Below are 12887 nucleotides of genomic sequence, written 5' to 3'. Positions count from 1 at the left end.
GGCCGGACTGCCCTTTATTTTTGCCCTTTCTTACAATCTTGCCATTAACCGTAAAGAGACGCTTTCTGTGCTTGATTCCCCTACCCGCTACGAATGGATACGCGGCATTGGTTTTGCTGTTGCCATGGGCCTGCCTTTGCTGCTCAGCTATTTTATTGACCAACCCCAGACCCTCGCCTTTGTGGCGCTGGGTGCCATGTTCGCGCTGCGACTGGATCCCCATCATGGTACAGAGCAACAGATCATCGCCATCGTCGGCGGCATGTGCCTGATGATTGCTTCCGGCGCCCTTGGGGTATTGCTGGTGGGACACAGAGATCTGGCTATCGCCGCGCTGGTGCTGATCGCCTATCTGGCCGGACAACCCAAACCGGAACTGGCCTATCTCAGTCTGCTGGGCAAATTTACCGCGGCCGCCATGCTGCTGGCCGAAATGGGTCTGCCCGCCACCGCCAATACCGCCTTTGCCTATCTCAGCGGTGCCATGCTGGCCTTGTGTATCAGTCTGGTGGTGGCGCAGTTTACCCGTTGTGATCCCCAGTGCTGGTCACCGGCGCAGGAGCTTAGACAGCTGATGGCCGGGGATATCAACGGCCCCCTGTTTGGCCTGACCCTGCCGCTGACCATTCTGGCGGCAACCCTCACCGGGCTTGCGCTGCATGCCCAGCATGCGGCCTGGGTTGGGCTCACAGTACTGTTTGTAATGCACGTGAACGACGCCAGCACCTGGCAGCGCCTGCGTCAGCGGATTGTCGGTACCCTGCTGGGGGTGGTAATCGCCTATCTGATGGTGCTCTGGGTTCCCTTCGCCTTTTATCCGCCCATTATTGTCACGCTGGCGCTGTTTATTCCCACTATCATGCGCCAGAGCTACCAGTGGTTCAGTCTACTGATTTCCGTCCTGGTCCTGCTGGTGATCGATATTGCCATGGTGCATCAGGGCGGCGATCTTCAGCTTATCCGCTGGCGCTTCTTCGATACCCTGATTGGCTGTCTGTGGGTGGCCATCGCGCTGGTGTTGCTGCGCTTTGGCAAACGCTGGTGGCCGGCCAGACTCGAGCCCAAAGCCCTGGCAGCCAGTGCCTGCCATAGCGATACCGGCAGTCAGGACACCAGCAATGGTAAAAACTGTGATGCCAAATGCAGCGACGACAAAGCCACTGACGCCAGGAGCAATGACAAAGGACAGGCAAAAACAGAGGGACAGGCCAGTGACAAGGGGCTGGCAGACAGTCAACAAAACAGCGGCAAATAAAACAGTGGCAAACATTGAGGGGCGATGAGTTGGCGTGGCACGCTGCTGTAACCCTACCGCCAACCCCACCGCCAAAAGCACCTGAAATATCTGAGCATTGAACAAATGCCCGGTATTCAACGTGACCGGGTTATACCAACTTCATTAATGGTTTGATCAATTCTGAGGGGGTCAGGGATGCTGATTCAAGGCGCATTGATTGACTAAGGGTGACTCCCTTTAAGCGCAATGCAACACAGCAGCAGAATGTCTGACACGCGCACACAGTGCGGGTTGCCGCGGTAATCATCACAAAACAAAAGCCGCAATCAGTAACTGACTGCGGCTTGTTTATTTTCCGGCAATGTCGGCGAAGTTCTGCGCCTTCCGCCCCTGACGATCCAACTCGGCCTCGCCCTGATTAGCCAGCAACCCCGGCTCAATCCTGCTTTGTCACGCCAGCGACTCAGGCTGTTTCGTGGTACACCAGAGTTGGACTCAACAGATTGTCATGCACAGGGCAACGGGCACACACCAAATCCAGGAAAGCTGTCTTCTCGTCCTGACTCATATCGGCATCAATATCTGCAATAATATCGATGCGTTTGAATCCCACAGGATCATCGGTCGGCTGACCCAGCAATCCGGCAGAATTCATCGCCGCACTGACCTTTACCTCAATGCCGCGCAGTTCCAGCTTCTGCTCACGGGCGACCATTTTGGCGATTGTGGAAATGCAGCCTGCCAGTGAAAACAGGAAAGTTTCCAGCGGGTTGGCACCTTCGTTGGTGCCGGTCGGCTGATCGATGATCAGCAGATGATCCCTGATCTGTGCCGTCACTTTCCATCCGGCGCCCATTTGTGTGGTTACTTCAACGATTTTCTCAGCCATCCTGTACCTCTTTACATCCGCTTTCGCCCCATCGCCGGGGCACTTTTCAGGCCCTGGTTTCCTCCGGGGAAATAAAGCCAATTAGAAAAATCTAATGAAACTTTACTCCTTTGTGGCTAGACCCGCAAGTTGAATTAACCGATTGATTATGCGAATGTGCAGCATGCCTCACAGGGACTAAAACACGGATGGATAAGCTGATATTCAGCCAGGAATTTCACTTCCCGGTACAGATTTATTATGAAGATACGGATTTTTCCGGCGTGGTATATCACGCCAATTTTCTGCGCTACTTTGAACGTGCCCGGGAAGAGATCATAGGCGCAGCTGAGTTGAAACAATTGTGGCAGGAGCAGCAATGTGGTTTTGCCGTTTATCGCTGCGACATGATCTGTCATCAGGGCGTGGAGTTTGCCGATACGCTGGACGTGCGCAGTCAGGTTGCCATGGAAAGTCAGTACCGCAGTGTGTGGAAGCAGGCGATTTGGCGACAAGGGGCCAATCGTCCGGCGGTGACAGCCACCATAGAGATGGTCAGCCTGGGGCCGGACAGGCAACTTATTCCCATGCCACCACAGGTACTTGCCCGCCTGCAGCAGCCCTGTCAGGGCTGATTGGTGTCCGCCAGAAAGGCTTCCAGCGCCGGGGCTGTCATGGGCCCGGCAATCAGCTCACCCTGTAGCTTGTCGGCGCCCATCACCGTCAGAATTTGACGCACGGCTTCGGTTTCAACCCCTTCCACCGTCACTTCAAAGCCCAGTTTGCGCGCCAGCATTATGCTGGTTTCCATGATGTGCTGGGCATGGGAGTCAGTGAGCAGATCATCCACAAATGCCTTGTCAATTTTGACCTCGTCCACCGGCAGATGCTTGAGATAGGCCAGCGACGAGTGACCTGTGCCGAAATCATCTATCGCCAGCTTAACCCCCAGTTCCCGCAGGCTATTGAGGGTATGCAGCGCCTTGTCGACATTGGCCATCAGGGTGCTTTCGGTGATCTCCACCATCAATGCCTCGGCGGGCAGGTTGAATTGCGCAAGCCGGGCGGCGATCTCCTGGGTCAGACTATTGCTGGACAGATCCTGAGTCGACAGATTGACCGCCACCTGCAGCTCCAGCCCCTGTTCACGCCAGCGCTGCTGCTGCTCCAGCACAGTCACCAGCGCCCAGCGGCTGACCAGTTCAATCATCCCGGCGTACTCTGCCAGCGGAATAAATTCACCGGGCGACACCATACCCAAAGTGGGATGCTGCCAGCGGATCAGCGCTTCGACCTGATAGATCCCCTGCTCATGCAGTTTCTGCTTGGGCTGATACATCATAAACAGCTGGCCCTGCATCAGGCCCCTTGGCAGACCGTGGATCAACAGCAGCTCGCGCAGCTGACGCTGATCATCCCCTTCGTCATAAAATCCAATCAGATCATTGGCTTCTCGGCCTTTTTTCAGCGCCAAATCAAGCCGTCTGAGCAGCAAACTGGCCTCTTCCGGCACATGTTCAGGCGACAGGCAACCAATCTGAATTTTGATACCGATATGCACCTCATCCAGTTCAAACGGCACCTGCAGACGGCCGCGCAACTGGCTGAGTTGATGGCGATCCACATCCTGTCGGTAATACAGCAGAAACTCATCGCCCTTGACCCGGGCAATAAGGGTAGGAGCAACACTGAGATTTTGCAGGCGATTGGCCAACATCACCAGCAAGCGGTCGCCAAAACTGAATCCAAACAGGTCGTTGACGTAACGGAAGTGATGAATATCGAGAATAATGAAGGTGCCGCGGGCAATGGGTGACATCCGCCCCAGTGCAGACTTGAAACCCAGCCGGTTGAGCAGGCCGGTCAATTTGTCCTCCCCCAAATCGGCAGGCAACGCATCCAGCAGCTCTGCGAGATTGTCACACAGGGGTTTGAACAGGGGGGGAATACCGTCGATGGACAGGGGTTCGGCAGGTAAACGGCGACTGCGGATACTGCTGATAAGCCGTCCCAGAAATATCCGCTGGCGCCATTGCTGCCACAACAGCGCCAGAACCAGCACCGCCAGTACCGCGGCACATATCCAGCCAATCACAGATCCATCCCCGGGGTGAGCTTATTCATAACCCTGCTTGATTGATTCGTACAATTGAATAAAGGTATCACTGGCCAGCTCATCTGGCGACACCGGCAAGCCACGTTCAACAAATACCGCCATGCGCTCTTCAAAGGAATCACCGGCCCTGAGCTCTCCCGTATAAAAAGCCGCTGCGCGGATAAAGTCCACATAGCTGACCCGCTCCGGCAAATAGTGTAAATCTGCCCAGCGTTCAACCACTTCCATCACTGGCGGGCTGAAATCCCAGCTTTTCAGTACCGCGCCGCCCAATGGTCCCTGCAATTTCCGCACTATGGCCCTGAGCTGATCCACAGAGGTAAACAGCTCAGGATGGGATTCCGCCTCGGTCAGTACCGGCAGTGCACCGATATTGTGTACCAGTCCGGCCAGACTCAGGGTCTCTCGATCCAGCTCGCCCTTGCCATGTCGCAATTGATACAGCTCCAGCATGGCTCCGGCTGCGGCCGTCACATCAATGGAGGTTTGCCACACTTCATCCATCACTTCCCATACCATTTCATTGGTGGAGATAAACAACTGCTCCATGGCGATAGAAGTGGCGATATTGCGGATTTGCGTCAGCCCGATACGATTGACCGCCGCATTGATGTTATCTGCCTTGTTGCCCCGGGAGTAGAGAGCCGAGTTGGCCACTTTGATAAGTCGCGCCGACATGGAGGCATCATGACCAATAATTTCGGCCACCTGCCTTAAGCTGGTATCGGCCCGGCCTGCCACCTCCTGCACCTGCATGGCGGCTTCAGGCAGTGTCGGCAACACCAGAGTGTCATCTTTAAGCTTGCGAAGCAGTCCCACCAAAATCTGCTGTTCGACGGACATATCAACTCCCTTTTGTATTCTTAATATCCAGCAAAACCAATTATATACTCAATGAGTTACAAGTTTCAGCCAGGTTTTAACAAGGCGGCCATAAAGGTTGCCCACTAAAGCCCGGTGAGTTTTGCCAACCCCATTGCCAGCGCCTCATCCATCGTTTGCCAGCAGCTGCAGACCACTGTCTATATAGCTTAGTTGTCCGTCACGGCTTCGTGGATTTTCTGGCTCAAGATAAATGTCCGGGTTTACCGCTCAGGAATTGCTGAACCGGGCAGGATTCAGTAAAATGCGCCGCCCGCGCTTGCTCACTTGAACCGAGCCTGCTGCCGCTGACCGTCGATGTTAAGTGGCACTGAATCATGAGCGCCAACCCACTAAGAGAGTGATTATGTTCAAACCTGAACTGCTGTCCCCTGCCGGGACCTTAAAAAACATGCGTTACGCCTTCGCCTACGGTGCCGATGCCGTCTATGCCGGTCAGCCCAGATACAGCCTGCGGGTGCGTAACAACGACTTCAAAATGGAAAACCTGGCACAGGGTATTCAGGAAGCCCACTCTCTGGGTAAAAAGCTGTATGTGGTGAGCAACATTGCCCCCCACAACGCCAAGCTCAAGACCTATATCAAGGACATGGAGCCCGTAGTGGCCATGAACCCGGATGCACTGATCATGTCAGATCCGGGTCTTATCATGATGGTGCGTGAAGCCTTCCCGGATCAGGTGGTGCACCTGTCGGTACAGGCCAACGCCATCAACTGGGCCTCGGTAAAATTCTGGGAGTCTCAGGGCATCAAGCGGGTGATTTTATCCCGCGAACTGTCGCTGGATGAGATTGAAGAAATTCGTCAGCGCTGCCCGGATATCGAACTGGAAGTGTTCGTCCACGGCGCGCTGTGCATGGCCTACTCTGGCCGCTGCCTGCTGTCTGGCTATATCAACAAGCGCGACCCCAACCAGGGTACCTGCACCAACGCCTGTCGCTGGAAGTATGACGCCCACGAAGCCACTGAAAACGAAACCGGTGACATAGTGGCGATTCAGCCAGCCACCACTCTGGGCGCCGGTGCACCGACCGACAAGATTTTCCTGCTGCAGGAAAATAACCGTCCGGGCGAGTACATGCCAGCCTTTGAAGATGAGCACGGCACCTACATCATGAACTCCAAAGACTTGCGCGCCATCCAGCACGTGGAGCGTCTGGCCAAGATGGGTATCGACTCGCTGAAAATCGAAGGCCGTACCAAGTCCTTCTACTATGTGGCCCGTACCGCCCAGCTGTACCGTCAGGCCATCGACGATGCCGTCGCCGGTAAAGACTTCGACCGCAGCCTGATGAATCGCCTCGAAGGTCTGGCCCACCGTGGTTACACCGAAGGCTTCCTGCGCCGTCACGTACATGATGAGTACCAGAACTATGAGTACGGTCACTCCATCAGCGACAACCAGCAGTTTGTCGGCGAGTTCACCGGTAACCGTAATGCCGCTGGCCTTGCTGAAATCGAAGTGAAGAACAAGTTCCTGGTAGGCGACAGCCTGGAGATGATGACCCCACAGGGCAACATCAATCTGACCCTGCAGGAGCTGGAAAACCGCAAAGGTGAAGCCATTGAGGCCGGTTTGGGCAGTGGTCACACTGTGTATATGCCAGTGCCGCAGGATATCGACCTGAATGCCGGTATCTTGCTGCGTAACCTGCCTGAGGGCATGGATACCCGTAACCCCCATGCTGTGAATGCGGCTGCTATCGCCCAGCCTAAGTAAGCTCTGCTTTGGGTACTGAGTACCCTGGGGGTTTGGGAGTGGTGGATTAGCATCCCAGTATTTGAACTGTTTGAAATGAAAAAAGCTGCCTCTGGCAGCTTTTTTTGTCTCCTTCGGAGACAGAGGGGGAAGGAGCTGCGCTCCTTTAAGCCTTCGGCTTGGAGGGATAGGCGACCTGCGGTCACCTCCGCTTGGCAGCGGGGAAGTCGTGGGTGGGTAAGTACATCCATGTACAAAGCCAGTTCGGCATCCATGCCTCTCGCTCATAAGCACGTTTGCCGCAGGCAAACATTCGCCCAACCCACACGGGGCAAGAGGGGATCAACAGCCTCTAACAACGTCCTTGTTTAACAGCCAGCTCATCATCCTTGATTTGCGCTCATAGGACGCTTGCCTTAGGCAAGCATTCACCCTCTTGCATCTCCCTTGCCGCCCCAGACGGTGCCGACAGCTCCTCGAACTTATGATGAAAATCGCTACCGGCTCAGACGCTCGATTTACATCCCTGTAAATCCCTCCAGCTCGGCAATCCTACCTCGCGTTGATCTCCATGGATGGAGAAAATGCAGAAAGTGTCAGGAACAACTTTCTGCCGTAAGCATATAGCTTCGCGATACTCGCCCTTGATTCGACTGAGCCAGCGAGAAATCTGCCGGCCAGGAAGTCCAAATGCCATGAAAGGCATGGATGCTTGAGAATGGCCATGTCGAAGCCACGCGATTTGCATCAACCTTCTTCGGCGGCACCGATGGGGAATGGTGTAACCCTCACCCTCAGTGCTCTGCTCATGTCTTAATAGACTCCCAATGAAGCGGACGACAACATGGATGTTGGAGTTAGAACAACGCAGGAAGCAGTTGTCGAAAGCCCCTTGGTGATTCGCTTCAAATCGCTTATCGCGCCAGACGCTCGATTTACATCCCTGTAGATCCCTCCTGCTCGGCTAAAAATATCCCTATACAAAAGCCAGTTCGCGACAAATGCCTTCGGCATGCTCACCCTGCCTCGCGCTGATCTCCATGGATGGAGAAAATGCAGAAAGTGTCAGGAACAACTTTCTGTCGTAAGCATATTGCTTCGCAATACTCGCCCTTGATTCGACTGGCTCTGCGAGGAATCTGCCGGACAGGAAGTCCAAATGCCATGAAAGGCATGGATGCTTGAGAATGGCCATGCCTCGCCCACAGCATTTGAATCAATCCCCTGCGGCCGCTTCGAGGGAGATCCGATGTACCCTGCGATAACCGAGTAAAGTTATGCCTGTACGATCTTTCCCACTCGATTCAAAACTGGAATTTGACGTTGTCACGATTGTCCATCCATTTTGAAAGACGAGTGGATGCCCACATCGTTCTGTCATGTTTAACGTGACACAGAATTATGAACACCCTCTACGCTGCTCTGGTCTAAGCTGTACTTCACTGCCAAAGCATGCATATCATCACAGTGAGACGTAATAAGCAATGTCATAGTCTAACCATTGGTACAGAATAAGTTATAGGACCTATATTCCAGTGATATTGATATCTACTTTGTTCATTTGCTTTAAAGAATTCACTTTCAGTAAATACTCCCTTAAACTCGTGTATCCCACAGTCATCCATACATACCCATGCTTTCCCTCCGGTATGGATTAGATTAATACTTACCAAATCCACATTCATTTCTGTGAGATAAGCTCCCATATTTTTGGAGTATTCATCCCATACATTTCCATGTTTAATTTGGTTATGTCTATTCCCGGTAAATACAACAACTATTCTATCGTTTGATACTGATGCGTATATATTTTTTGCTAACAACAGTTCTCTGTCATCGCCCTCTCCATCGAAAAACATCACCTCCAAATCATTTTTCTCTGATAACGCTCTAATTCGCTGGAGCAGCTCATACATAGCGACACTCGTTTTACCATCATGATTAAGCTTCCACTCAGAGGAACTTTTAACGCCATCAAGTAAATCATTGTAGCCATTCAAAAACATGATATTTTTGTCCTGAAATTCAAAAGCCACTGTTATTTTTCTTGAGGTTAGGTTCTCGAGATTACATACAATGTCATAAAATTTAGCAGGTGATTCATTTGTCCCATGTAATTCTCCGACAAGAATCAAATCACTTCCTTTTGAAAGAATTTTTCTCAAATCATGAGGTATTTTTTCGCAAGCTAAAGCTAAATCGACCGGCAAAAGAGTTAAAACGCTAAAAATGATAAAAATCCTGAACACAATATCCTCCAAATCCCTATGGAATATAACAAGCACAAACTCATAACAAGCAACAGAAAACAACAAGTAAAAATCCACCTTCTGAAGAAGGTGGCTTCAACCAAAAGGACAAATATGGACGCTCGCCCAGATGCAAACCGTCTTTAGCCTTTGGCCAGAGGGGATCAACAGCTTCTAACAACGTCCCTGTTTAACTGCCAGCTCACTATCCTTGGTTCGCGCTCATAAGCGGCTTACCTTGGTAAGCATTCGCCCTTTGCATCTCCCTTGCCGCCCCAGCCGGTGCCGACAGCCCCTCGAACTTATGATGAAAATCGCTATCGGCTCAGACGCTCGATTTACATCCCTGTAAATCCCTCCAGCTCGGCTAAATATATCCCTATACAAAAGCCAGTTCGCCATCCATGCCTCTCGCTCGCGACAAATGCCTTCGGCATGCTCACCCTGTCTCGCGCTGATCTCCATGGATGGAGAAAATGCAGAAAGTGTCAGGAACAACTTTCTGCCGTAAGCTCATCGCTTCGCGATACCCACCCTTGATTCGACTTGCGCTGCGAGGAATCTGCCAGACAGGAGTCTAAATGCCATGAAAGGCATGGATGCCTGATAATGGCCATGCCCGGCCCACAGCATTTGAATCAATCCCCTGTGGCCGCTTCAAGAGAGATCCGATATACCCTGCAATAACTGAGTAAAGTTATGCCTGTCCTATCTTTCTTGCGTCAACCGATATTCAACATCAACAAACCACCAGTTTAAACTAATAATGTATCTTAAAGGTCAACTCTCTCAGGTAAAAACCTATCGGGGACCTTGTTAATAGCCTTCTCTCCAACCCTTTTAGCTCCGTTGTGTTTTGCAATCGTAGCTTTGATAAGGCTCCCCACCCGATCTAACTCTTGATTTGACATGTAAGAATATCGGTATTGAGCTTCAAGTAGATCTAGCGTATTCATTAAGTAATATGAGTTCTTAGTATTAGAATTTATATATTGAAATACAATCTCATGCCAATTCTTTGGTCTTCTATTGATCATTAAGCTAACTAAAAGATGTTTAGGTAGATTATTTTTTTGATTATTGATATTTTTACTAATTAAACTACCCATTTTTTTTGAAAAAATATCATCTTGAAACCAATTAATTACATTTGTCGGAATTCCTGGCAGAAGTGACATAAACTTCTGCTTAAAATCTCCCTTAAAGTCACTACCCAAAATAAAAGTAGCACCATCTACCTTAATTCTTCCTTCCTTACAGATCATTGGGGATACCATTATAAGAACTTTCACTAGTTGCTCCCAACTAGCGACTATTTCATCTAGAAGTTTATTTCGAAGCTTAGCATCTGAGTAATCACTATTCCTAAGAGCTTTTGATGCTGCCTGAATCCCCTTCATTAGCCTTAGGACTGAGTATTCATGCAAAACTCTATCAACGGTTTGAGTTAATGGCCTTTTATGGTTGTATCCTTTATCTGCAAAACTATCCTTTACCTCATCAGGTAGCTTTGAGCCCGCAGCTCCAGCCGTAACCATCTGACTTACGCTGCTTAAACTCTCTTCAGAAGGATTCCACGACAGCTGTTCATATAGATCGAAATCATCAGGAATAGAACATTTCGCCTCTACAACTTCTCGAATATTCCTAAGATCTTTTTGTAATTGTGCCAACGCATTATCTCTACGACGGTCAATTCCAGTATAATATTCGATAATATCAGGATAAGAGACATACACTTCATCACTCAATATATAATCTTTAAAGTCATCAGAATGATGCATCCTATGTGCACAGAAGTAATATACCCAATACGCAAATTTAAAGGAAAACTCACCACAATTACTTACTATAATAGAATTATCGTAAAGAATGTCAAAAATTACATCAGTTTCAATATCAATTAACTGACCTTCACAGAAGCTAGCAGTTTCGCTTATAAACTCATCACGTGTAAATAAATTCTTATTAGTTCTTACTATTCGCTCACAAAAATAACCTAAGATATATTCTGAGTCCTTCAAATCTGGCCGTGATTTATAACTTGGAACCTGATCCACATTAAATAAAAGAAAAAGAACTCTTTTAATCATCTCAGTCCTATTAATTGGGCTCTCATCAAATTCTGCTTCATATATCTTTAAAAAAGTTAGGCAGTTAAGAGGAGTTCTTGGAACATTTAAAGCATCTAGATCGGAAGACAATCGATTGAGTACCATGTCATTGTCACCAATATATTTGTTATTGCTATTATACTGAGTGACAATCCGCCTTATATCATTACGCTTTAGTGACCATATGTAATAGTTTTCAAATTTCCGCAGCTCTTCAAATGCTATAACGAACTCCCCAATGGGCGAATCCTCAAGAGTATTCATAATTATCATTGGCTTATCAACAAATAAATCATTGATGATTCTTGCCATGTTTTCCTGATCGTTTTTTACATTATGGAATTCATCAACAATTACACAACTAACATCTTTAATTGCAATTTCGTACTTTGATAGAATTGTATCAATATGCTTCAAAACACTGTTCTTTTTTGCCCTAAGATTTCTACACTCTAAGTACAAAAAAAACTCACCACTCTTAACCCATGCCTCTTTTGCTATAAACTTAGCTAAAGTTGTTAAGCCATGTTGTTCTCTCGCGTTTATAACTATAGACTTACCAGAATTAATGATTTCATCAGTTGATATTTTAGCACCCCGGCCCTCAGAAGAAAGGCACTCTTTGTTTTCATGAATTGCAGGTTCAATCCAGACGTTATTTTGTGTAGAATAACACCTTAACGAATTTTGAAACTGTTGTTCTAAATCTTTTGTAATAAAATACCTTTCTTCAGTATTTAGGTTGTTGACTTTACAATTTGAAGTAAGGTTAGAAAAGCTATTACCTATATATATGTCAAGAAACTCACAAATATGATCACAAGATATAGCATAGTTTTTCCCAGCATTTGCTTGAATATTGATCACACCAACAACTGAATTTGTTTTACAACAAATGAGGGGACTACCACTATAACCTTCTGATATAGACTCATTAGTGTATATCGTTATCGATGAAACTATTTTATTACTTTGGGTCTTTTCTATTTCAACATCAGTTTTTACTTTTAAGTTTTCAATTTTCTCTTTTTTAATATCTGAACCAAAATTTGTGAATCCGCTCGTATAATAAACATTACATTCATCAGCTTTAGAAAAACTCGGAGCTTCGACCATCAAACCAGGAACAAAAACTAAAGCCAGATCTAATCCTTCATTATATTTATTAACTATCAACTCAGAAGAAATGCCATTTACTTTAATATTGCTTTCAGCTTTACCTAACACATGCCCACATGTAATTACATAACTTCCGTCTTGAGTGTTCTTTACTACAAATCCAGTTCCATATCTGTTAGTTTCCGCAACAGAAACTTTAAGTATATAATCAAACATTAGAATTCCTTATAGTTAACTCTACTTGAATATTCCCCTCCATAGAGCTTTTTGCTACAACAAAATCACCAGAGGCACTTAATTTTAAACCAATAGCAATTTTTACCTCATCAACTTTATTATCTAAAACCTTAGCAGATACTTTCTCCAGAGAACCTGTCATTTTATCAATAATAAAATCAATTTTTTCAATAGCAGAGTCGACAACTCCATTAGAGTTAATTTCGAGATAATCTGTACTATCAACTTCAATTTCGAACTTTAGCCCATCTTTTGTCTCTATTTCTTTTATCATTTAATTTAAACTCTCCAAAAACAAAGTAAGCACCGGCGGGGATTCCAAGCCAGCACTAGTAGAATCAGGGACGAGTATCTGGTGCGATCGGC

At 48.0% G+C, this 12887-nt stretch carries 9 protein-coding genes; 3 read left to right on the top strand and 6 right to left on the bottom strand.

Features of this window, described 5'->3' with window-relative positions; genetic code table 11:
* The first annotated feature begins 67 nt into the window (after window positions 1-67).
* Complete coding sequence (locus ACRRUX_RS07105) at window positions 68-1255, top strand: FUSC family protein (protein ID WP_432528637.1); 1188 nt, start codon at window positions 68-70, stop codon at window positions 1253-1255.
* A 445-nt stretch (window positions 1256-1700) separates the two neighbouring features.
* Here ACRRUX_RS07105 and ACRRUX_RS07100 read toward each other — a convergent pair whose 3' ends face one another.
* A complete protein-coding gene (locus tag ACRRUX_RS07100) occupies window positions 1701-2126 on the bottom strand; it encodes an OsmC family protein (protein WP_432528635.1) in 426 nt (141 codons plus the stop codon).
* A 188-nt stretch (window positions 2127-2314) separates the two neighbouring features.
* On the opposite strand from ACRRUX_RS07100, the gene ACRRUX_RS07095 reads away from it, so the two are divergent.
* The gene (locus ACRRUX_RS07095; protein ID WP_432528633.1) at window positions 2315-2740 is read left to right on the top strand and encodes an acyl-CoA thioesterase; all 426 of its coding nucleotides are present in this window, start codon (window positions 2315-2317) and stop codon (window positions 2738-2740) included.
* On the opposite strand, the gene ACRRUX_RS07090 is transcribed toward ACRRUX_RS07095, so the two are convergent.
* Both ACRRUX_RS07090 and ACRRUX_RS07085 read right to left on the bottom strand, forming a co-directional pair.
* Window positions 2731-4200 carry a putative bifunctional diguanylate cyclase/phosphodiesterase gene (locus ACRRUX_RS07090; RefSeq protein ID WP_432528631.1) on the bottom strand — a complete coding sequence of 490 codons (1470 nt, stop codon included), beginning with the start codon at window positions 4198-4200 and terminating at the stop codon, window positions 2731-2733. The genes ACRRUX_RS07095 and ACRRUX_RS07090 overlap by 10 nt on opposite strands.
* Before the next feature lie 21 nt (window positions 4201-4221).
* On the bottom strand, window positions 4222-5064 hold the full coding sequence (locus ACRRUX_RS07085; protein WP_432528629.1) for an HDOD domain-containing protein: 843 nt from the start codon (window positions 5062-5064) through the stop codon (window positions 4222-4224).
* Window positions 5065-5449: 385 nt separating this feature from the next.
* Here ACRRUX_RS07085 and yegQ point away from each other — a divergent pair, with 385 nt between their 5' ends.
* Complete coding sequence (gene yegQ / locus ACRRUX_RS07080; RefSeq protein ID WP_432528627.1) at window positions 5450-6823, top strand: tRNA 5-hydroxyuridine modification protein YegQ; 1374 nt, start codon at window positions 5450-5452, stop codon at window positions 6821-6823.
* 1466 nt (window positions 6824-8289) lie between these two features.
* Here the strand turns inward: yegQ and ACRRUX_RS07075 are convergent.
* From ACRRUX_RS07075 to ACRRUX_RS07065, 3 genes are all read right to left on the bottom strand, one after another.
* Window positions 8290-9117: a hypothetical protein gene (locus tag ACRRUX_RS07075; protein ID WP_432528625.1), complete on the bottom strand. Its 828-nt coding sequence runs from the start codon at window positions 9115-9117 to the stop codon at window positions 8290-8292.
* A 707-nt stretch (window positions 9118-9824) separates the two neighbouring features.
* Window positions 9825-12500 carry a S1 family peptidase gene (locus ACRRUX_RS07070; protein ID WP_432528623.1) on the bottom strand — a complete coding sequence of 892 codons (2676 nt, stop codon included), beginning with the start codon at window positions 12498-12500 and terminating at the stop codon, window positions 9825-9827.
* Window positions 12493-12795 (bottom strand): CU044_2847 family protein, encoded by a 303-nt coding sequence (locus ACRRUX_RS07065; RefSeq protein WP_432528621.1) that lies wholly within the window; start codon window positions 12793-12795, stop codon window positions 12493-12495. Before ACRRUX_RS07065 ends, ACRRUX_RS07070 begins: the two co-directional genes overlap by 8 nt.
* Window positions 12796-12887: the final 92 nt, after the last annotated feature.

It is taken from the genome of Shewanella sp. GXUN23E, assembly GCF_050865035.1.
Classification (GTDB): Bacteria; Pseudomonadota; Gammaproteobacteria; order Enterobacterales; family Shewanellaceae; genus Shewanella.
The sequence above is the reverse complement of the archived record's forward strand: the minus strand, read 5'-3'. Positions and strand labels throughout refer to the sequence as shown.